We start from the raw sequence: 20,883 nt of genomic DNA on the forward strand, positions 1-20,883 counted from the left end.
CTGCCGCGCAGCAAAAGGGGGATGCGATGCGCGAAGCAATGGAAATGCCGGGGCCGGATGAAATTGCGGCGCTGTTCACTGGGGCGGATGGAAGCTACCGTTTCGCCCGCTGGGGCCGCCCGATCGTGCCAATTGTCTTTGGCGTCGATGCCGCGACGCTAACAGTGGTCAAGGGCGCGACCGAAGCGGTGGTGGCAATGGCCGGTGCGCGGATGGCCGAGACCGATATGGAAATCGGCGCGAACCTGATGATCTTTTTCTTCCGGGATTGGCAGGAATTGCTGGAGGTGCCCAATCTCGATCAGATGATCGACGGGTTGCAAGATGTGGTCGCGCGTCTTGATGATGCCGGGGCGAACCAATACCGCACCTTCCGCTTTGATAAAGACGGGGCGATCCGCGCCTGTTTTTGTTTCATCCGTATGGATGCTGCGCTGGATGAGGTTCCCGCCGATACGATTGCGCTGAATTTGGCGGTGCAGATGATCCTGACATGGGGCGACAAGGCGTTTGCGGGCCATGCGCCGCTGGCCCAAGCGCAAGGCGTGGCCGTGGTGCGCCCAGATGTGGCCGCCGTGATCCGCGCGGCCTATGACCCGGTAATGCCTGCCGTGGCGAATGATGCCAGTCACGCCTTGCGGTTGGCCGCGCGTGTCGCTGCCGGAGGGGCACAGGCATGACGCATAGTTTTCCAATCCGCGTTTATTACGAAGACACCGATCTTGCGGGCATTGTCTATTACGCGAACTATCTAAAGTTCATCGAACGGGGGCGCAGCGAATGGGTCCGCGCGCTGGGCGTCGATCAAGTGGCGATGAAGCGCGACCATGGGCTGGTGTTTGCGGTGCGTCGGGTGGAGGCAGATTACCTCAAGCCCGCAAAATTCGATGATGAGCTGACCGTCAGCACCGAATTGGTGGCCGAAACTGGGGCGCGGATCGTGGTGGAGCAAGTGGTTTGGCGCGCGGGCGAGAAGCTTTTTGCCGCCACCGTCACGCTTGTTTGCCTCACCGAGGCGGGCGCGGCTGCGCGGCTTCCTGCCGATGTGCGGCGGAAAATCGCTCCGCCACTGCATTAAGCCTCCGAAACTGAGGCTTCGCGGCGCAAAATGACGGAGTTGTTATAGCGTCTGCCCTCAATATCCGGTAGAATCACTGCTAATGAGGCCCGACAACGTGGCCCGTATGAGAGCAGTGACCCATGGACCAGCAAACCCTTGCGATGGCGCAAGAGATGGATTTCTCTTTGCTTGCGCTTTTTCTGCGCGCCTCGCTGACCGTTAAACTTGTGATGATCGTTCTGACCTTTGCCAGCTTCTGGTCTTGGTCGATCATGATCCGCAAATACATCTCCTTCCGTGCCGCGCGCGCCGAGGCGGAGGCTTTTGACCGCGCCTTTTGGTCGGGCGAGCCTTTGGATGAACTCTTTGACCAAATCGGCCCCGCGCCCGAAGGGGCGAGCCAGCGCATCTTTGCCGCGGGCATGTTGGAATGGCGCCGCAGCCACCGCCATGATGGCGAGCTGATCACCGGTGCGCAGGCCCGCATTGAACGCTCGATGGATGTGGCGATTGCGAAAGAGGGCGAGGCGCTGAACGGCGGGCTATCCTTCCTTGCGACCGTTGGCTCCACCGCGCCGTTCATCGGCCTTTTCGGGACCGTTTGGGGGATCAAGGTCGCCTTTGAGCAGATCGCGATTTCGCAAAACACCTCGCTCGCGGTTGTCGCGCCGGGGATTTCGGAGGCGCTTGTCGCCACGGCGATCGGCCTTGTGGCCGCTATCCCGGCGGTGGTGGCCTATAACAAGTTTTCGTCCGATGCCGACAAGATCACCTCGGGCTATGAGGCCTTCGCCGACGAGTTTTCGACCATCCTTTCGCGCCAGTTGGACGCCTGAGCCATGGGCGCGGGGGTCATGAAAAAGCACGGGGGCGCTGGGCGGCGTCGCCGGGGCGGGCGTGGCAAGCATTCGGTGATGGCCGAGATCAACGTTACGCCGATGGTCGATGTGATGTTGGTGCTGCTGATCATCTTTATGGTGGCTGCGCCGATGATGACGGTGGGTGTGCCGCTGGAACTGCCGAAAACCGCCGCCAAAGCCGTGCCGACCGAGCAAGAAGAACCGCTTGCCGTGTCGCTGCAACTCGATGGCACGGTTTCGTTGATGAACAGCGATGTGCCGGAAGAGGAATTGGTGGATCGGTTGCGGGCGATTGCGGCAGAGCGCGACAGCACCAAGGTCTATCTGCGCGCCGATGGTGGCATTGACTATGCGCGCGTCGTGCAGGTGATGGGGGCGCTCAATGCGGGCGGCTTCAACGATATCATTCTTGTCACCGACCCGGGCGGGCCGAGTTTGACGGGCAACGCTGCGGCGGGGAACTGAGGCGCATCATGCGCATGGATCGGGCGGAAAGGATCGGCACGGGGGTCTCGGCGGCGCTGCATATCGCGGTGATCGTCTGGGCGATCATTGGCACGTCTTTGTTTAAGCCCAAGCCCACTGAACCTGTTGAAATTAAACCTGCCGGAATGATTTCTGAGGCGGAGTTTGCCGCGCTGCAAGCTGCAGCGCCGAAGCCCGGTGAGGCTGCGCCCGCGCAACCCGAAGAACCTGCTGTGGCCGAACCCGCGCCCGAAGTGCCAAGCCCGGAGGCTGCGCCCGAAACGCCGCCCACGCCCGAGCCGCCGCCGGCCCCCGAGGCCGAGCCGATGCCGGATATGACGGACCTCACAGACCCCACGCCGCCGACCGAGGTGACGGAAGTGCCGCCCTCGATGATGCCGCCGGTCGAAGAGCCGCAAGATACCGAAGCACCGGAGTTTTCGCCCCGGCCCCGCCCGAAACCGGCAAGCCGCGTCGCGCCAATACCTTCGGAAGCGCCGGAGCCGGATGCACGGGTTTCGCCCACGGCGGTCGCGGAAACCCGGCCTGACCCGGAGGCCGAACCCGAAGCGGTGCAAGAAGAGCCAACCGAAGAAGCTGCGCCGCCCGAGGCGACGACCGAGATTGTGACCGAGGCGACGGAAACCGAAGACCGCGCCACGACCTCTGCTCCGCGCACGTCGCCGCGCCCGCGCGCCAAACCGCCCGTGCCGCGCCCGGCCCCGGTGCAAACGGCGCAGCCCGCGCAACCGGCTCGGCCTGCGCCTGCGGTGCCCGCTGATGCCGTCGCCGATGCGCTGGCCGAGGCTATGGGCGATGACCGCGGGGCCGAAGATAGCCCCGGCGGGCTTGGGATTGCCGCGAATGGGCCGCCTGTCACGGCGGGTGAGAAAGAGGCGCTGGTGGTGGATGTGAAGCAATGCTGGAACGTCGGCGCGCTATCTTCCGAAGCTTTGCGCACCTCGGTCACGGTGCGGGTGGATATGGAACAAAATGCGCGCCCGATCATCGGCTCGATTCGTATGGTCGGCTATGAGGGCGGCTCGGAAGCGGCGGCCAATCAAGCCTATGAAGCGGCGCGGCGCGCGATCATTCGCTGCGGTTCGGATGGGTTCCCGCTTCCGGCTGAGAAATACGGCTGGTGGCAGCAGATCGAGATTGTGTTTGATCCGTCTAAAATGCGGATGAAGTAAGGCTAAGGGCGCGGTCAGGCGCTTGTGATACACAGCCTGAGCAAGAACAGGTTAGATAAGGGCAAAGCCCGACGACGAGGTGGGGAAGATGGTGCGTTGGATATTGGCCGCAATGGCGGCGCTGATGATGACGGCAGGCTTGGCGGCAGCGCAGCAAGGCCCGCTGCATATCGAAATTGACGAGGGCGTGATTGAACCGCTACCTTATGCGCTGCCGAGCTTCGTAGATGAAGGCGCAGGTGGGCTGACCCATGACATCACTCGCGTGATTGCCGATGACCTTTCCGGCACCGGGCTTTTCCGCGAAATTCCCGAAGCCGCGCATATTCAGCGCTTTGGCGTTTTTGACACGCCGGTGAGCTATGCCGATTGGCAAGCGATCAATGCGCAAGCGCTGATTGTTGGCGCTGTGGGCATGTCGGGTGGCAAGGTGGTGGTGAAATTCCGCCTGTTTGACATCTATTCCGGCGCGCAACTGGGCGATGGCCAGCAACTGGCGGCAAGCCCTCAAAGCTGGCGGCGGCTCGCGCATAAAGTGGCCGATGTGATTTATGCACGGGTCACCGGCGAAAGCGGCTATTTCGATAGCCGGGTGGTGTTTGTCTCTGAATCCGGTCCGAAAGACCAACGGCAAAAGCGCTTGGCCGTGATGGATTATGACGGGGCGAATGTGACCTACCTGACCGACAGCTCGACCATCGTGCTGGCGCCGCGCTTCTCGCCGCAAGGGGATCGTATCCTCTACACGACCTTTGAAACGGGCTTTCCACGGATCAAGATGATGGATGTGGGCAGTGCTTCGGGCCAGCTTTTGCCGGAAGTGCCCGGCACCATGACCTTTGCGCCGCGGTTTTCGCCCGATGGCAATTCGATCGTCTATTCGCTGGAGCAAAACGGCAATACCGACCTCTTTCAGATGTCTGTGAATGGCGGTGGCGCGCAGCGGCTGACGAACTCGCCCGCGATTGAAACTGCGCCATCCTTTAGCCCCGATGGCGCGCGCATCGTGTTTGAAAGTGACCGCTCTGGCACGCAGCAGATCTACGTGATGCCGGTGGGCGGTGGCGAACCGGTGCGGATTTCTTTTGGCGAGGGGCGCTATGGCACCCCGGTTTGGTCGCCGCGTGGGGATTTGATCGCTTTCACCAAACAAGCGGGCGGGCGCTTCTTCATTGGGGTGATGCGCACCGATGGTTCGGAAGAGCGGTTGCTTACGGCGTCTTTCTTGGATGAGGGGCCGACATGGTCGCCCAATGGCCGCGTGATCATGTTCACCCGCGAAAGCCCCGGCGCTTCGGGTGGGGCCAAACTTTACACCGTGGATATTTCGGGCCGGAACCTGAAAGCCATCGAGGGCGTTGGCGGCGCCTCTGACCCGACTTGGGGCCCGCTTCTGCCCTGATTCACAACTCGAAACAAAGCTGATATTGTGCCTGCAAACGGCACGTCAACAAAAGGCGGTAGAACATGCAACTTCTGACTAAAGCGGCGCTGGGCCTTGCGCTGGTCGCGCTGGCCGCGTGTAACAATCCTCAAGGCATGGGCGGGGTCAACGACCCCGGTGGGGCTTTCGGTGAAGGCGGCATCTCGCAAGGCGCGCTGAATGACCCGAACTCGCCCGCTTATTTCTCGGCCACGGTGGGCGACACGGTCAACTTCCTTGTCGACCAATCGACGCTCAGCGATGGCGCCCGCACCACGCTTGCGGGCCAAGCGCAATGGCTCAATGCGCACCCCAACTATGCCGCGATCATTGAAGGCCATGCCGACGAACAAGGCACCCGGGAATACAACCTTGCTCTTGGTGCGCGCCGCGCCAGCGCAGTGCAAGAATATCTGATCTCGCAAGGGGTTGCGGCAACGCGGTTGCGCACGGTTTCCTATGGCAAGGAACGTCCGCTCGCGGTCTGCTCGACCGAGGAATGCTACTACAAGAACCGCCGCGCGGTCACTGTGATCTCGATCGGCGCGGGGAGCTAAGGCAATGGCACTGGGCATGAGACAAGCGGCAAAGCGGGTGGCGATAGGGGCGGCCCTTGCGCTGGCGCTGTCCGTGCCCGCCAAGGCCGAAACGCTGGCCGATATCCGCGCGGAGCTTGGCCAGCTTTCGGCGCAAATCCAAAGCCTGCGCGGCGAGCTTGTGGCCTCTGGCGCGCAAGGTCTGCAAGCTGCGGGCGGCGCTTCGGCGCTGCAACGGATGGATGCGATGGAGGCGGAGCTGACCCGCCTCACCGCCCGCACCGAGGCGCTCGCCAACCGGGTTGAGCAAGTGGTGAAAGACGGGACGAACCGGGTTGGTGATCTGGAATTCCGGATTTGTGAGATGGAGCCGGGCTGCGATATCAGCGCCGTAGGACAGGCTCAGCCTTTGGGCGGGGCCTCGGCTGCGGCGATCACCGCGCCCGCGCCGAGTGCGGTTGGCTCTGGTTCCGGGGCTTTGGCAATGAACGAACAAGCAGACTTTGATCGGGCCAAGGCGGTGCTCGATCAAGGTGACTTTCGTGCCGCTGCGGACCTCTTTAAGACCTTTGCCGAAACCTATCCGGGTGGCCCCTTAACTGATGATGCGGCTTATCTGCGCGGCGATGCGTTGAACAAGGCGGGCGATGTGCCCAATGCCGCCCGCGCTTGGCTTGATGCATTTTCAGCGGCGCCCGAAGGCCCGCGCGCGGCGGATAACCTGCTTGAACTTGGCAAGGCGCTTGGCGCTTTGGGGCAGCAGAGCGAAGCCTGTGCCACGCTGGTTGAAGTGCCCGCGCGGTTCCCCAGTTCGGGGGCGGCGGCGCAAGTGGGCCCGGCGAAGGCCGCGCTTGGGTGCCCGTGACACCGCCAATCGGACGGCACGACCCGACCGCTATGCGGGCCGCGCTTGAGGCGGGAAACGTCTCTCCGGAAGATGGCGTTTTGCTTTGGGCGGCCGATGCGGCCCTGGCGCTGAGGCCACATCTACATATGCGTTGGGTCGGTGTCGCTGTTTCTGGCGGTTCTGATTCTATGGCAACGCTGTGGCTTTTGGCGCAACTGCACGATGTCGAGGCGGTCACGGTGAACCACGGTTTGCGCCCCGAAGCCGAGGCAGAAGCCGAATTCGTGGCCCAATTTTGCGCCGCGCACGGCATTCCCCACACCACGCTCAAATGGGAAGGCACGCAGGCGCAAGGGAACCTGATGGATGCTGCGCGCCGGGCGCGCTTGCAGCTGATCGGTGATTGGGCGCGGCGGCGTGGGCTTGGCGCGGTGGCGCTGGGGCATACGGCCGATGATCAGGCCGAAACCTTTTTGATGCGGCTTTCGCGGGAAGCGGGGCTTGAGGGGCTTTCGGGAATGCGCGAAAGCTTCGAGGCCGAGGGGATGCTCTGGCTGCGTCCGTTTTTGCTGCAAAGCCGGGCCGATCTGCGCCGCTATTTGGAACGGCAAGGCATCGGCTGGGTCGAAGACCCAAGCAATCAAAACGACCGCTATGACCGGGTGAAGGCGCGCCAAGCGCTTCGGGTGCTGCGCCCGCTGGGCATTTCGGTCGCCAAACTCAACGCGGTTGTGGGCCATTTGGCGATGGCCGAGCAGGCGGTGGGCTTTTCGCTGCGCCGCTTGGCAGAGGAGCATGTGCAAGAAGCGGCGGGCGATGTTCTGGTCGATGCTTGGGCGTTTCGTAACCTCTTCGATGCCGAGACCAGCCGCCGCTTGGTGAATGCCGCTCTGATGTGGATTTCGGGCGCAGACTATCCGCCGCGCGCGGCCAAGGTGCTCGATTTCTTGATGAGTTGGCGAACCCGGCGCGATTGCACGCTACATGGCTGCCGTATCACTGTGAGCGATGACACGATCCGCTTTACCCGCGAGGCGAAGGCGGTGACTGGTCTGCGCGTGCCGGTTGGCCAAGACTGGGACCGATGGCGGCTCGATGGGCCCTTGGAAGACGGGTTCGAGATTGCCGCTTTGGGCGCAGAGGGTCTGAAGCAGATCAAAACTTGGCGCGACAGTGGTTTGCCTCGGCCGACACTTTTGGCTTCCCCAGCCGTTTGGCGCGGTGAAACGCTGGTCTCCGCCCCCTTGGCGGGGCGCGCAAACGGATATTCTGCCCATATTGTCCGCGGCAGTTTCGCGAATGCGCTAATCAGGCGTTGAACCTGCGCGCGCAATCCCTATTTTCTCATGGAACGGCATCGCCCCCCGGGCGGTGCCCTGTCTTTCTTTGGAGGTCTCTCTTGGGCAACGCGCGTAACCTCGCTTTCTGGGCCCTGCTTTTCGTGCTCATCCTCGTGCTGTTTAACCTGCTCGGTAACGGCCAAGGGCCGCTCAATTCGAAGCAAGTGTCCTATTCCGAGTTCATCGCCGCCGTCGATAAGGGCGAGGTGAAATCGGTTCAGCTCGATGGCGAAGACGTGCGCTATCAGGATTCAGACGGGGAAAACTTCGCCACGGTGAAGCCGGAATCCGACGAAATTGCTGAGCATCTGATCGCCAAAGGCGTGTCGGTTGATGTGGTGAAGCAAGAGCAATCGGGTCTGATGTCGATCTTGGGCGTCTGGCTGCCCTTCTTGGTGATGATCGGGCTTTGGATCTTCTTCATGAACCGCATGCAAGGCGGCGGCAAAGGCGGTGCGATGGGCTTTGGCAAGTCCAAGGCGAAGCTTTTGACAGAAAAGCATGGCCGTGTGACATTTGACGATGTCGCGGGCATCGACGAGGCCAAGGAAGAGCTTGAGGAAATCGTCGAATTCCTGCGTAACCCGCAGAAGTTCAGCCGTCTGGGCGGCAAAATCCCGAAAGGCGCGCTGCTGGTTGGCCCGCCCGGCACGGGTAAAACGCTGCTTGCGCGCGCCATCGCGGGCGAGGCGGGCGTGCCCTTCTTCACCATCTCGGGGTCTGACTTTGTGGAAATGTTCGTCGGCGTGGGCGCCAGCCGCGTGCGTGACATGTTCGACCAAGCCAAGAAAAACGCGCCCTGCATTCTGTTCATCGACGAGATCGACGCTGTGGGCCGCGCCCGTGGGGTTGGCATCGGCGGTGGTAATGACGAGCGCGAACAGACGCTGAACCAGTTGCTGGTTGAGATGGACGGGTTCGAGGCCAATGAAGGCATCATCATCATTGCGGCCACGAACCGCAAAGACGTGCTGGACCCTGCGCTTTTGCGCCCCGGTCGTTTCGACCGTCAGATCCACGTGCCGAACCCCGATATCAAAGGCCGCGAAAAAATTCTTTCGGTGCATGCGCGCAAAGTGCCTGCTGGCCCCGATGTCGATCTGCGCGTGATCGCGCGCGGGACGCCGGGCTTCTCGGGCGCGGACCTTGCCAACCTTGTCAACGAAGCGGCGCTGATGGCGGCGCGGGTGGGCCGTCGTTTTGTGACGATGGAAGATTTCGAAAACGCCAAAGACAAGGTGATGATGGGGGTCGAGCGCCGCTCCATGGTGCTGACGCCCGAGCAAAAGGAAATGACCGCCTATCACGAAGCCGGTCACGCTGTGGTTGGCCTCAAGCTGCCCAAATGCGACCCGGTTTATAAGGCGACGATCATCCCGCGCGGTCAGGCGCTTGGCATGGTGGTGAGCCTGCCGGAAATGGACAAGCTCAACTACCACAAGGATGAAGCCAAGCAGAAGATCGCCATGACCATGGCGGGCAAAGCGGCTGAGATTCTGAAATGGGGCGAGGAGCATGTCTCGAACGGCCCGGCGGGCGACATTCAGCAAGCCTCTGCGATTGCGCGGGCGATGGTGATGCGCTGGGGCATGTCGGACAAGGTCGGCAATATTGACTATTCCGAAGCGCATGAAGGCTATCAGGGCAACACCGGCGGCTTCTCGGTTTCGACCAAGACGAAAGAGTTGATCGAAGACGAGGTGCGCGGCCTGATTGAGCAAGGCTACCAAGATGCGCGGCGGATCATTGAAGAAAACCGCGAGGAATGGGAGCGTTTGGCCCAAGGTCTCTTGGAATACGAAACTCTGACCGGTGACGAAATTCGCAAAGTGATGGCGGGCGAGGCGCTGGACGCCGATGACGACGATGCCACGCCCACGGGCAGCCTGCCCACGGTGACGGCAATGCCGCGCACCAAGCCAGCCTCCAAACCCACGCCCGAGCCAAACGTGTAAAAATGGCCAGCAAGAAGGCAGACATGCGAGGGCAAAAGCCTTGCGACAGGTTTGCTGAATTGAACCTGCGCGCAGCATGCGATTTGCTCGCGCAGGTTGGGCCCTTGCCCGAAGGCGCTGTGGTCGATTTTGGCTGCGGGGCCGGAGAGGCGGGCGTCGCGCTTTCTGAAAGGTTCAAAACCCGTAAGCTGGTGGGGATTGAAAGCGCCAAGCCGCTTTTGAAAAAGGCCACCGCGACAGGCGTTTATAAGCGCTGCGACTTGGTGGATCTTTCTGAATGGGAGCCGGGGAAACCTCCGGCTCTTATTTTTTCGAGCACCGCTTTGCATCATGTGCCAGATCACGCGGTGCTTTTGCCGCGGCTTTTCAATATGCTCGCGCCGGGGGGCAGTTTGGCGGTGCAAATGCCGATGCAGTGCCATGCGTCCTCGCATGTGCTGTTGCGCGAATTGGCGGCGCGGATGTTTCCGACCCGCTTCGCGCCCGAAACCCTTACCGCAACAATCCTAACGCCTGAGCATTATTGGAAGATGCTGTCCCCCTTAGGGCAACTGAACCTGTGGCGAAGCTCTTATTATTGCTGCTTGCCGGCCGAACCGGTCGCCCATCCGGTGCGCCGCTTCACCCAAAACACGGCGATGCAGCCGTTCTTGCAGGAGTTGACCGAGCTTGAGGCCACAGCCTTCGAGCGGGCCTATGATGCGGCCTTGGCCGATGCCTACCCCTGCGCCTCCGATGGTTCGGTGGTGATGCCGCTGATGCGGATGTTCTTTGTTCTGGTGCGACCCGAGAGTGCGTGAGTCAGCGCCAAAGGGTCGCAATCACGCCACCCGCCCCGCGCGCCTTCGCTAATCTGCGGTCAGTTCGGTGGGTCTGTTCAGGGCAGATCAGCCGTTTGGGGTGGCTGCAAGACAGGGGATAATCGAGCCGGGGTTGAGAAGAAGCGGTCAAGGTGCGATAGGGGCAGGGTACAACAGCGGAAATATTGCCGATGAGAGAGCCCTCCGAAATTCCTTCGATGGCCGAACTGCGTGCCGAAATTGACGCGCTCGACCTCCGTCTCGTGGCCCTTCTTGCCGAACGTGCGCGGTTTATCGACCGTGCTGCCCAACTCAAGCCCGGCGAGGGCATGCCTGCGCGGATCACCGCGCGGGTGGAGGAAGTGGTGGCCAATGCGAAAGCAGCGGCCGAGGCGCGCGGGTTAGACCCCGCATTGGTCGAGGCGATCTGGCGGATGATGGTCGAATGGTCCATTGCCCGCGAAGAAGCCGTATTAGGCAAGGGAGAGGCGGATTGAACGCCACGATCATCGACGGGAAGTCTTTCGCAGAACAGACGCTTGCGCAAACGCGCGCCGAGGCACAGGCGCTCAGCGCCGCCGGATGGGCGCCCCGGCTTGTGTCCATTTCCGTTGGTGATGTGGCGGCTGCCGAACTTTATGTGCGCAACCAGCAAAAGCGCGCCGAAGCGGCGGGCGTTGGCTTTGAGGCGCGCAACTACCCAGCCTCTATCAGCCTAGAACAATTGCAAGGTGTGCTGGCGGGACTGAATGCCGATCCTCGGATCAATGGCATCATTATACAGCGCCCCTTGCCCGCGCATATCCCGGTCAAGGCGCTGCAAAAGGCGGTGCACCCCCTCAAAGATGTGGAAGGGATGCATCCAGCCTCGATCGGCAATATCGTCTATAATGACCTTGAGCTTGGCCCCTGCACGGCGGTGGCGGCGGTGGAAATTCTCAAATCCCTGCCTTTGCAAATGGAAGGGCTCAATGTCTGCGTGATTGGGCATTCCGAGATTGTCGGCAAGCCGATCGCGTTTTTGATGATGGGGCTCGGGGCCACGGTCACGGTGTGCCATCATATGACGCGCCAAGTTGCGGTGCATTCGCGCGCGGCGGATGCGGTTTTTGTGGCGGTGGGCAAGCCCGGGCTGGTGCATGGCGATATGCTCAAACCCGGCGCGGCGCTGATTGATATTGGCATCAATCGGGTGGACGGGCGCACCGTAGGCGACGCCGATTTTGACAGCTGCGCCGAGGTGGCAGGCTGGATCACCCCAGTGCCGGGCGGCGTGGGCCCGGTGACGGTCTCGATTCTGATGAAGAACGCGGTCCGGGCCACGCGCTTGCAGATGGAACATTACCAAGCCGCCTTTGCGGCCGCAGTCTGAGGGAGAAAGCGATGACGGCGAAAGTGATCGACGGCAAGGCCTTTGCGTCCAATGTGCGCGCGCAAGTGGCCACGCATGTGACGCGGCTGAAAGAGGTCAACGGGCTGACGCCGGGCCTTGCTGTAGTGCTGGTGGGCGAAGATCCGGCAAGCGAAGTTTATGTGCGCAACAAGGGGAAGCAGACCGTTGAGGTCGGCATGAACTCCTATGAGCACAAGCTGCCTGCGGAAACCTCGGAAGAAGACCTGCTGGCGCTGATTTCCAGGCTCAATGCCGATCCGGCGGTGCATGGGATTTTGGTGCAATTGCCGCTGCCGGGGCATTTGGACAGCGACCTGGTGATCAATTCGATCGACCCAGCGAAGGATGTGGACGGGTTCCATATCTCGAACGTCGGGCTTTTGGGCACCGGGCAAAAGTCGATGGTGCCCTGTACGCCGCTTGGCTGCTTGATGATGCTGCGCGACCATCACGGCAGCCTTTCGGGGCTGAACGCTGTTGTCGTGGGGCGCTCGAACATCGTCGGCAAGCCGATGGCGCAACTGCTTTTGGCCGATAGCTGCACTGTGACCATTGCGCACAGCCGCACCAAAGATTTGGCCTCTGTTTGCCGGGGGGCAGACATTCTGGTGGCGGCTGTTGGTCGGCCCGAAATGATCCCCGGCGATTGGGTGAAACCGGGCGCGACGGTGATTGATGTGGGCATCAACCGCATTGAGCGTGACGGCAAGAAAAAGCTCGTAGGCGACGTAGAATATGGCTCTGCGGCTGAAGTGGCGGGGGCGATCACCCCGGTTCCGGGCGGCGTTGGGCCGATGACGATTGCTTGTCTTCTGGCAAATACGCTGACCGCTTGCTGCCGCGCACATGGCCTCCCCGAGCCCGAAGGTCTGACGGCGTAAACCTTTTTCATAGGAGGCTGCCGTTTTGGCAGCCTCTCCGCCGCATTGTTTTGTCGGACGTAAGCGTTTAGTTTATAGAGGCATTTTTCTAGCGGCGCGGAGGCTTCCCGAAGCGTTTTTCCATGATCAAGTTTCTAAAGGCCTATAAGCGGGCGGTGTTTCTGCCCATCGTGCCCGTCGTCTGGGCGATGCTTTCGATCATCGGTGTGATCGGCGCGCCTTTTGGGTCTGGCCATTTGGGCTTGCTCAATCTCTTCTTGTTTTGGCCGGTGGTCATCGGTCTGTCGATTTTATGTGGCGCAGCCTTACGGGTCTTGGTGCGCGAATATATGGGTTTTCGCAGCTTTTGGCCCGAAGCGCCCCTGATCGCGTTTTTTGCCGCCTGTTTGCTGGCTCCTGGCTACAAATGGTTGGCGGTGGCTTTGTCCGAGACGACGCAAATGATCCCCAACCTGTTTGCCCTTTTTGGATACGCCTTCGTGGTCTCTTTGGTGATTTCAACCTTTCGGCACATTCTATCCTCTCATCCGACCCCGGTGATTTCATCAACAGAGACGAAACCCACGCCGCCGCCCGCGCCCGTGCTGGTCGCAAAGCCACGCCCCATCAAAGCGCGGATTTTCGAGCGGCTGGAGCCAGAGTTGCGGGCCCCGCTTTTGCGGCTGGAGGTCAACGACCATTATGTGGACGTGGTGACCGAGGCCGGAAAGACCAGCCTTCTTTTGCGCCTTGCGGATGCGATTGCGGAGACTGAGGGCATAGAAGGGCTGCAGGTGCACCGCTCGCATTGGGTCGCCCGCAAAGCCATGACGGCGGTGCGGCGAGAACGCGGTAAATGCACATTGGTGTTGCGAGACGGCACGCAAGTCCCGGTGTCCCGCAGCCAGATGCCCGTGGTGCTGGAACTCGGTCTGCCCGAGTGCGATTTGGACGCGACCTCCGGTGCGTGAGCCCATTTAGTGCTGAATTTCTTCCTCGCGCACGAACATGTTCGCCCAAGCGCGATCAATCAGTTCGGGCGTCATCTGGTAGGGAATGCCCTCAAACTCACAAATCGCGATCATCTGGTCGATCAGGAAGATCGGCTGATAGTTCGCATAGACATTGTCGATGGTGGGATATTTCACCTTCAGCAGATGCACGAGCGCCTTTTCATTGAGCGGCATGCCGCGCTTTTTCGCCATGATCGAGAAGATCTTCAGGTAGTCCGATTGGCTCGGCCCGTCGATCTTGATCTTGAAGAAGATCCGCCGCAGTGCCGCTTTGTCGAAGATTTGGTTCGGGTGGAAGTTGGTGGAGAAAATCACCAGCGTGTCGAATGGCACCTCGAACTTTTCGCCCGATTGCAGGGCCAAAATATCGCGGCTTTCTTCTAGCGGCACGATCCAGCGGTTGACGAGCTTTTGCGGCGGTTCGGCTTGGCGGCCAAGGTCGTCCACGATGAACACCCCGCCCGAAGATTTCATCTGCAACGGCGCGGTATAGGTGCGTGCGGTGGGGTTATAGGTGAGGTCGAGCATATCCAGCGACAGTTCGCCCCCGGTGATCACCGTCGGGCGGTCGCAATAGACATAGCGCTGGTCAAACTTATTGCCGGTTTTACGCAGGCTGTTTGGATCATCTTGCGTATCGGGCACGGCGGTATGCACGATCGGGTCGAAAACGGTGATCACTTGGCCCGCATATTCCACCGCACGGGGAATATAAATCCGGTCGCCAATCGCGTCGCGAATCCCGTTAGAGATCGAAGATTTCCCGTTGCCCGGCGGACCATACATCAGGATCGAGCGGCCCGAAGAGACCGCAGGCCCCAATTGGTTGATGAGGTCCGGCGGCAGAACCAGATGCCCCATCGCACCCGTCAACTGCGGGCGGGTCAGTTGGATATTGCGGATAGATTGGCGCTTCATTTGCGCGGCGTAATCATCCAGCGGGATCGGCATCGCGCCGTAATATTCAGACTGGCTGAGCGCATCGAGGGCGCGCGCTTTGCCGCCATCGGTGAGTTGATAGCCCATCTCCCCGCCGGAATTGGCGTGCAGCGTGCCCATCGCCTCGATCAGCCGTTGGCTGCGGCCCATGTCGATCAGTTCTTGGGTCAGCGTCAGCGGTAGCGCGATCAGCTTTGAAAGCCCCGAGACAGAATCCATATTCGTGCGGAACATGGTTTTTAGCAGAATGTCGCGCATCAGCACGGTCGACAGCCCCGTCTCGGCAAGCGAGCGGGGTGTTGGCGGGGCCAGCACATTTTGGGCGATCATGTTCATCGGGATTGCTCTTCGCACCTCAACGGGATTCACAGTGTTACACTGGCCCGCTATTGTGGCCAAAAATGGGAAAAGATGCGGAGAGGCAAAGATGACGGGCAGGGGGCAGGCGACGGCATTTTGGCCGTTGGCGATTGTGGCGCTGATCTATGGTCTCGTGCAGGCGCTGGCGCCGTTTGGGGCCGGGGCGTTGCGGTTGGCCCAGCATGAGGGCGACGCGCTGCATCTGGCCGATTTGGTGCTGCGTATGGGCGAGCATGGGCAGTTACCGCATCTGGATTTTTTGACCCCTCTCGGCATTGGCGGGCTTTGGCCGATTGCGATTTTCGTGAAGGCTGGCTTGGGCTTTGGTCATGCTTTCATGGCGGGACAGGCGCTGGTGGCCGCGCTGCTCTTCTACCCCGCCTTGCGGGCAGGTCAGTCGCGGTTTCCCGGTGCGCTGGCATGGCTTTTCGTGGCCTATGTTTTGGGGCTTTGCCTTGCGCTGGTGCATGGCGAGGCGCGCACCGGTACTTCGCTTTCGATGCATTATAACCGTTGGGCTTGGGCGCTGGCTTACATTGCGCTGCCCTTGGCGATGCTCGAACCCTTGGATGTGCGCCGCCGACCCTGGCTTGATGGGGGGCTGATCGGGTTGATGCTGTCCGGTATGGCGCTGATCAAAGTGACCTACTTCTTGGCCTTTGCGCCGGTGATTGTCGTCGCGCTTTTGGTGCGGCGTGATTTCAAGACGCTCGGGGTGGCAGTGCTGGCGGGGCTGGCCGTGGTCGCCGTATTGACACTGATCCTTGGGGTTCCGTTTTGGCTCGCCTATGCGAAGGATTTGATCCTTGTCGCGGGGTCAGAAATCCGCTCGGCACCGGGCGATAGTTTCGGCGAAATTTTGGGGGCGCCGGCGCATATTGCCGGAACACTCCTGTTGCTCGCGACAGTGATCTTTTTGCGGCAGGCGGGAGAGATGTCGGCGGGGCTGCTATTGCTGCTTTTGACCCCAGCCTTCGCCTATGTCACCTACCAAAACTTTGGCAATGACCCGCAATGGCTGGTGTTCCTTGGCCTTGTCGCGCTGGCCCTGCGGCCGGACGGCATGATGACCAACGGGCTTGGCTGGCGGCTGCGCGATGCGGTTTTGGTGGCGGGCGCGGGCGCGCTGATTTTGGGTGCGGGTTCGGCGATCAATCTGGTGATCAGCCCGGTTCGGCATGTATTTTCCGAAGCCGAGGGGCGGGTGCCTTTGCTTTCCGCGCGCCCCCACGACGACGATGTGCAGATCCTCAGCCCGCGGCTCTATGCTGCGAAGCAGACGGTGCGGATGGATGGACCGGGGCAGCCCTTTGAACGTTTTGCCGAACTCGGCAAAGGGGCGGTTGAGGGTGAAAAGCCGCAAAAGGACGCGGTGCTGAACGGAGAGATCTTGCCAGATTGCGAGATGGCATCCTTCAACGCGCTTTTTGAACAAGAAGTGTCGGAGCTTGTGGCGGAAGGGTATGCGGGGCAGTCGATTCTTTCTGCCGATCTGTTCACTGCGCTCTGGCTCTATGGCCCCATCGCTCCCGTCAAAGGGGCGGCACCTTGGTATTATGGTGGGGCACCCGGGTTAAGCCATGCAGACCATTTGCTTGTGCCGCTGTGCCCGAGCAACAAGGTTACTCGGGCACAGATGCTTTCTGCGATCAATGAAGGTGGCTGGAAATTGGTGGAGGAGCTGCGCACCCCCACCTTTGTGCTGTTAAAACCAGAGGCCCCTTAACGGACCCGCGCGACGACGTAATCGGCGAGATCGTCCAGCATGTCGCGCAGCGGGTGCGCGGGCAGTTTGGCAAGCGCGGCGCGGGCGGTATCGGTCCAGCCGATCGCGTCTTTCCGGGTCGCTTCAAGCGTGCCGTATTTGCGCATCAGCTCCATCGCGTGGTCGAGATCACCCTCGCGCTGATCGCCCTTTTCGATGACGCGCTTCCAGAAGGCATATTCCTCTTCTGTCGCTTGTGCGATGGCTTTGATCACCGGCATGGTCAGCTTTCGTTCGCGGAAATCGTCACCGACGTTTTTGCCAGTTTCCGCCGCCGAGCCACCGTAATCGAGAAGGTCATCGACCATCTGGAAGGCGATCCCAAGCGCATCACCATAATCATAAAGCGCTTTCACCTCTTCGGCACCGGCTTCGGCGATCACGCCGCCCACTTCGGTCGCGGCAGAGAAAAGGGCTGCCGTTTTGCCGCGAATGACGCGCAGATAGATATCTTCGGTGGTGGCCAAGTTTTGCGCGGCAGTCAGTTGTAGCACTTCGCCTTCGGCGATCACAGCCGAGGCATTGGCAAGAATTTCCAAAACCCGCATTTTGCCGGTTTCGGTCATCAACTGGAATGAGCGCGCAAAGAGATAGTCACCGACCAGAACCGAGGATTTGTTATCCCACAGCAGGTTCGCGGTCGGGCGGCCCCGGCGTTGGCCGCTTTCATCAACCACATCGTCATGCAGAAGCGTTGCCGTGTGGATAAATTCAACCGTCGCGGCCAGATGCACATGGTAGGGGCCTCCATAGCCCATCACCCGCGCGGCGGCCAAAGTCAGCATCGGGCGCAGACGTTTGCCGCCTGCCTCGATCAGGTGGGCGGTCACTTCGGGAATGCGCGGGGCGTGTTCCGAGCTCATCCGCTCACGAATGAGGGTATTCACCGCCGCCATATCGTCGGCCAGCGCCTGCGCAAGGCGATCATGCGGCTTGGTGGCCTTGCTGTCGAGGCTCATCGGTCTTCCTTCCCAATACTACGGCTCGACAAGGGGCGCGTGGTGCCCTTAAGTCGACTGCATGAAAGAGCTTCTGCGCACCACAGATCCAGTGAAAATCGCCATGGCGACGGCCCTTCTTGAGGGCGAGGATATAACGGTCTTTGAACTGGACGTCCACATGAGCATTCTTGATGGCAGCCTCGGCATTTTGCCGCGCAGGTTGATGGTGGCGGATGCAGATTTGTTCATGGCGCAAGCCGTTTTGCGCGACAATGATCTGCTGGATGAATGATGTTCGCGGCTGAGGAGTGCACGCAGGACCGTTTTCTTGATGGGCGGTTGTTGGTGGCGCAACCACGCAACGGCTACCGCGCGGCGATGGACCCGGTGCTTTTGGCGGCGGCTTGTGGGGCTGCACCGGGGCAGAGCGTGCTCGAATTGGGCTGCGGGGCGGGGGTGGCGAGCCTGTGCCTTGGGCAGCGCATTACGGGGTTGCGGCAAGTCGGGTTGGAGTTGCAACCGGAATACGCCGATCTGGCGCGGCGCAATGCGACGGCAAATGGGATCGCGTTGGAGGTGTTTGAGGGTGATTTGGCGCATATGCCGGGCCCCTTGCGGGGCATGAGCTTTGATCACGTTATTGCGAACCCGCCCTATTTCGCGCCGCAATCAGGCACTGCGGCGGCGGATGCGGGGCGCGAGCGCGCGCAGCGCGAGGCCACGCCTTTGGCAGATTGGGTGCGCGCGGGCTACAAACGGCTGCATCCGGGCGGTTGGCTGACGCTGATCCAGAACGCCGACCGGCTGGCGGATATGCTGGCCGCGCTGTCGCAAGGTGGTGGGTCGATCACGGTTTTGCCGATTGCGCCGCGCGCAGGGCGCCCGGCCGGGCGAGTCGTGGTTTCTGCGCGAAAGCTTGGCAAGGGGCCGCTGCGCTTATTGGCGCCCTTCGTGCTGCATGCAAAAGCGGCACATGGCGCGGATGTGGAAGATTTGACCGAGGCAGCGCAGGCCGTTTTGCGCCATGGGGCGCCCCTGCCGCTGGTGCCTTAAGCCCGCGGCAATAAATTCGACACCTTGATCGCACAATATTGCCTGTGATCACGACAAGGACGTGACAATTCGTCAGAATCGTGGTGCAATTCTCTTACCGAGACAAAAGAGGAGATCGCCATGTCCGTGGGTTCACATATCGCTGAACTTCGCAAGAAACATGAGGCTCTGTCGGAGGAGGTCGAAGTGGCGTTGCGAACGCCCAGTTTCGACGATCTGCAGATTTCCGAGATGAAGAAGCAGAAATTGCGTCTCAAGGAGGAGATCGCCCGGCTCGAAGCCACAGCGGTGTGACCACCGATCTGAACGGGCTCTAGCGCTTACGGCTTCCCAAAGCAGCCAGAAAAGCGCCAGCGGCAATCATCGCGGCGGCAAGCACCAGCACCGGGCTTGCCGCCGCTTTTTTTGCTGCGATCATGATCAGGGTGGACAGAAGCGGGGCCGCATAAGAGGCGGTGCCCAGCATCTGAATATCGCCGCGCTTCACGCCAATATCCCAAGTGTAAAAGGCAAGCCCCACCGGGCCGAGGCCGAGCGCGATAACAGCCCCCCAGCCAAGTGTGGTTTCCGGCCAAACGGTGGTTTCAAAGGCCAGATGCGCCACGCCCGATAGCACCGCCGTCGCCAAGCAGTAAACGGCGACCGCCGCTGTGGGCACCGCGCCCAAACGACGCGAAATCAGCGAATAGCTCGACCATGTCAGCGCGCAGAGCAGCGCAATGCCGTATCCCGGCAGCGCGGCGCTTGAAGCAGAGATGCCGCCGCGCGCCACAATCAACGCCGCACCCGCGAACGAGACAACCGCGCCCATCACGTGCAAAGCGCGCAGCCGTTCCCCGGGCAACAGGCCAGAAAAGACCACGATCAAGAGCGGCCAAAGATAGGCAATCAGGCTGGCTTCAGCCGGGGGCGCAAGGCGCAGCGCCGAGAAATAGAGAAAGTGATAGCCAAAGAGCCCGACCGTGCCGAAAGCATAGACCTTCCACGGAATACGCCGCAGCACGCCAAAGCCATCGGTCGCACCGACCCAGACCACGCCAATTGCCCCGCCAAGGGCAAAGCAGATCGCATTGAGCTGCAACGGCGGCATCGGGGCCGAACCCACGGTGAACAGCGCCAAAAGCGCCCAAAGCGCCACAGCGGAAAAGCCGATCAAACTGGCCTGATTGCGCGACATCTGCCCTCACATGCAAAGAGGCCCGCAAAATGCGGACCTCTGCATGATTTGCCAAGGGCAATTCCGATCAGGTCAGATATTGGCCGCCGTTCACCGTCATCGTCGCACCGGTGATGAAGCCCGCTTGATCCGAGGCCAAGAAGACCACGGTGCGCGCGATTTCATCCGGCTCACCCAGACGGCCCACCGGGATCGTCGAGATGATCGATTCGCGGACCTTTTCCGGCACCGCCATCACCATTTCCGTGGCGATATAGCCGGGGCAGATCGCGTTTACGGTGATGCCCGAGCGCGCACCTTCTTGCGCCAGCGCTTTGGTGAAGCCGATGTCGCCCGCTTTCGCCGCCGAATAGTTCACCTGACCGAATTGACCTTTTTGCCCGTTGATCGACGAGATGTTGATGATCCGGCCAAATTTACGCTCGCGCATGCCCGGCCACAGCGGGTGGGTCATGTTGAAAATGCCGCTGAGGTTGGTGCCGATCACTTGGTCCCATTGCTCGCGGCTCATTTTGTGGAACGGCGCATCGCGGGTGATGCCCGCATTGTTCACCAGCACGTCAATCGGGCCGACCTCTTCTTCGATCTGGCGGATGCCATCTTCGCAAGCGGTGTAATCGGCCACAGACCATTTGTAGGTCTTGATGCCGGTGACATGCGAAAACTCGCGCGCGGCCTCGTCATTGCCAGCGTAGTTGGCCACGACGGTGTAGCCCGCCTCTTTCAGCGCCATCGAAATCGCGGCGCCAATCCCCCGCGTGCCACCGGTGACAAGTGCAACCCTGGACATGATTCCTCCTAATCAAAATCTCCCGTTGAAATGCTGTTACCGAAAATAAACAAAGCGCGCAACAATGTTGCGCGCCTGTTTTTCGCATTTGCAGCAAAAAAGATGTCGCAGGG

At 61.0% G+C, this 20,883-nt stretch carries 23 protein-coding genes; 19 read left to right on the plus strand and 4 right to left on the minus strand.

Features of this window, described 5'->3' with window-relative positions:
* Positions 1–44: 44 nt before the first annotated feature.
* The 15 genes from BW967_RS16375 (at position 45) to BW967_RS16445 (ending at position 13,703) form a co-directional block, all read left to right on the plus strand.
* A complete protein-coding gene (locus BW967_RS16375; RefSeq protein WP_076486214.1) occupies positions 45–680 on the plus strand; it encodes a hypothetical protein in 636 nt (211 codons plus the stop codon).
* Positions 677–1,078, plus strand: a complete 402-nt coding sequence (ybgC, locus tag BW967_RS16380) for a tol-pal system-associated acyl-CoA thioesterase (RefSeq protein WP_076486179.1) — start codon at positions 677–679, stop codon at positions 1,076–1,078. The genes BW967_RS16375 and ybgC overlap by 4 nt, the downstream gene beginning before the upstream one ends.
* 122 nt (positions 1,079–1,200) lie before the next feature.
* Positions 1,201–1,896 (plus strand): protein TolQ, encoded by a 696-nt coding sequence (tolQ, locus tag BW967_RS16385; RefSeq protein WP_076486180.1) that lies wholly within the window; start codon positions 1,201–1,203, stop codon positions 1,894–1,896.
* Between the two features lie 3 nt (positions 1,897–1,899).
* Positions 1,900–2,385 (plus strand): ExbD/TolR family protein, encoded by a 486-nt coding sequence (locus tag BW967_RS16390; RefSeq protein WP_076486181.1) that lies wholly within the window; start codon positions 1,900–1,902, stop codon positions 2,383–2,385.
* Between the two features lie 8 nt (positions 2,386–2,393).
* Positions 2,394–3,578, plus strand: coding sequence for a hypothetical protein (locus BW967_RS16395; protein ID WP_245826586.1), 1,185 nt, complete (start codon positions 2,394–2,396; stop codon positions 3,576–3,578).
* A gap of 88 nt (positions 3,579–3,666) precedes the next feature.
* Complete coding sequence (gene tolB, locus BW967_RS16400; RefSeq protein ID WP_076486182.1) at positions 3,667–4,980, plus strand: Tol-Pal system beta propeller repeat protein TolB; 1,314 nt, start codon at positions 3,667–3,669, stop codon at positions 4,978–4,980.
* A gap of 65 nt (positions 4,981–5,045) precedes the next feature.
* On the plus strand, positions 5,046–5,558 hold the full coding sequence (gene pal, locus BW967_RS16405) for a peptidoglycan-associated lipoprotein Pal (protein WP_076486183.1): 513 nt from the start codon (positions 5,046–5,048) through the stop codon (positions 5,556–5,558).
* Between the two features lie 4 nt (positions 5,559–5,562).
* Positions 5,563–6,402, plus strand: a complete 840-nt coding sequence (gene ybgF / locus BW967_RS16410) for a tol-pal system protein YbgF (protein WP_245826587.1) — start codon at positions 5,563–5,565, stop codon at positions 6,400–6,402.
* On the plus strand, positions 6,399–7,703 hold the full coding sequence (gene tilS, locus BW967_RS16415) for a tRNA lysidine(34) synthetase TilS (protein WP_245826589.1): 1,305 nt from the start codon (positions 6,399–6,401) through the stop codon (positions 7,701–7,703). Before ybgF ends, tilS begins: the two co-directional genes overlap by 4 nt.
* Positions 7,704–7,783: 80 nt before the next feature.
* Entirely contained in the window at positions 7,784–9,679 is a 1,896-nt protein-coding gene (ftsH, locus tag BW967_RS16420) for an ATP-dependent zinc metalloprotease FtsH (RefSeq protein ID WP_076486184.1), read from the plus strand.
* A 23-nt stretch (positions 9,680–9,702) separates the two neighbouring features.
* The gene (locus tag BW967_RS16425) at positions 9,703–10,479 is read left to right on the plus strand and encodes a methyltransferase domain-containing protein (RefSeq protein WP_076486218.1); all 777 of its coding nucleotides are present in this window, start codon (positions 9,703–9,705) and stop codon (positions 10,477–10,479) included.
* Between the two features lie 191 nt (positions 10,480–10,670).
* Positions 10,671–10,976: a chorismate mutase gene (locus BW967_RS16430; RefSeq protein ID WP_076486185.1), complete on the plus strand. Its 306-nt coding sequence runs from the start codon at positions 10,671–10,673 to the stop codon at positions 10,974–10,976.
* Positions 10,973–11,851, plus strand: coding sequence for a bifunctional 5,10-methylenetetrahydrofolate dehydrogenase/5,10-methenyltetrahydrofolate cyclohydrolase (locus BW967_RS16435; RefSeq protein ID WP_245826590.1), 879 nt, complete (start codon positions 10,973–10,975; stop codon positions 11,849–11,851). Before BW967_RS16430 ends, BW967_RS16435 begins: the two co-directional genes overlap by 4 nt.
* 11 nt (positions 11,852–11,862) lie before the next feature.
* Positions 11,863–12,753, plus strand: coding sequence for a bifunctional methylenetetrahydrofolate dehydrogenase/methenyltetrahydrofolate cyclohydrolase FolD (gene folD / locus BW967_RS16440; protein ID WP_076486187.1), 891 nt, complete (start codon positions 11,863–11,865; stop codon positions 12,751–12,753).
* 122 nt (positions 12,754–12,875) lie between these two features.
* Positions 12,876–13,703 (plus strand): LytTR family transcriptional regulator DNA-binding domain-containing protein, encoded by an 828-nt coding sequence (locus BW967_RS16445; protein WP_076486188.1) that lies wholly within the window; start codon positions 12,876–12,878, stop codon positions 13,701–13,703.
* A 6-nt stretch (positions 13,704–13,709) separates the two neighbouring features.
* On the opposite strand, the gene BW967_RS16450 is transcribed toward BW967_RS16445, so the two are convergent.
* The gene (locus BW967_RS16450) at positions 13,710–15,020 is read right to left on the minus strand and encodes an ATPase (protein WP_076486189.1); all 1,311 of its coding nucleotides are present in this window, start codon (positions 15,018–15,020) and stop codon (positions 13,710–13,712) included.
* A 91-nt stretch (positions 15,021–15,111) separates the two neighbouring features.
* On the opposite strand from BW967_RS16450, the gene BW967_RS16455 reads away from it, so the two are divergent.
* The gene (locus BW967_RS16455) at positions 15,112–16,770 is read left to right on the plus strand and encodes a hypothetical protein (RefSeq protein WP_076486190.1); all 1,659 of its coding nucleotides are present in this window, start codon (positions 15,112–15,114) and stop codon (positions 16,768–16,770) included.
* Here the strand turns inward: BW967_RS16455 and BW967_RS16460 are convergent.
* Entirely contained in the window at positions 16,767–17,768 is a 1,002-nt protein-coding gene (locus BW967_RS16460) for a polyprenyl synthetase family protein (protein ID WP_076486191.1), read from the minus strand. The genes BW967_RS16455 and BW967_RS16460 overlap by 4 nt on opposite strands.
* Before the next feature lie 61 nt (positions 17,769–17,829).
* Here BW967_RS16460 and BW967_RS16465 point away from each other — a divergent pair, with 61 nt between their 5' ends.
* The 3 genes from BW967_RS16465 (at position 17,830) to BW967_RS16475 (ending at position 19,097) form a co-directional block, all read left to right on the plus strand.
* Positions 17,830–18,042 carry a putative signal transducing protein gene (locus BW967_RS16465; protein ID WP_076486192.1) on the plus strand — a complete coding sequence of 71 codons (213 nt, stop codon included), beginning with the start codon at positions 17,830–17,832 and terminating at the stop codon, positions 18,040–18,042.
* On the plus strand, positions 18,042–18,803 hold the full coding sequence (locus tag BW967_RS16470; protein ID WP_076486193.1) for a tRNA1(Val) (adenine(37)-N6)-methyltransferase: 762 nt from the start codon (positions 18,042–18,044) through the stop codon (positions 18,801–18,803). Before BW967_RS16465 ends, BW967_RS16470 begins: the two co-directional genes overlap by 1 nt.
* 120 nt (positions 18,804–18,923) lie before the next feature.
* A complete protein-coding gene (locus BW967_RS16475) occupies positions 18,924–19,097 on the plus strand; it encodes a YdcH family protein (protein WP_076486194.1) in 174 nt (57 codons plus the stop codon).
* Between the two features lie 19 nt (positions 19,098–19,116).
* Here the strand turns inward: BW967_RS16475 and yddG are convergent, their stop codons facing one another.
* Both yddG and phbB read right to left on the minus strand, forming a co-directional pair.
* Entirely contained in the window at positions 19,117–19,980 is an 864-nt protein-coding gene (yddG, locus tag BW967_RS16480; protein ID WP_076486195.1) for an aromatic amino acid exporter YddG, read from the minus strand.
* Positions 19,981–20,047: 67 nt separating this feature from the next.
* The gene (gene phbB, locus BW967_RS16485; protein WP_076486196.1) at positions 20,048–20,770 is read right to left on the minus strand and encodes a beta-ketoacyl-ACP reductase; all 723 of its coding nucleotides are present in this window, start codon (positions 20,768–20,770) and stop codon (positions 20,048–20,050) included.
* Positions 20,771–20,883 lie beyond the last annotated feature (113 nt).

This window comes from Rhodobacter aestuarii (genome assembly GCF_900156655.1).
GTDB classification, from domain to species: Bacteria; Pseudomonadota; Alphaproteobacteria; order Rhodobacterales; family Rhodobacteraceae; genus Rhodobacter; species Rhodobacter aestuarii.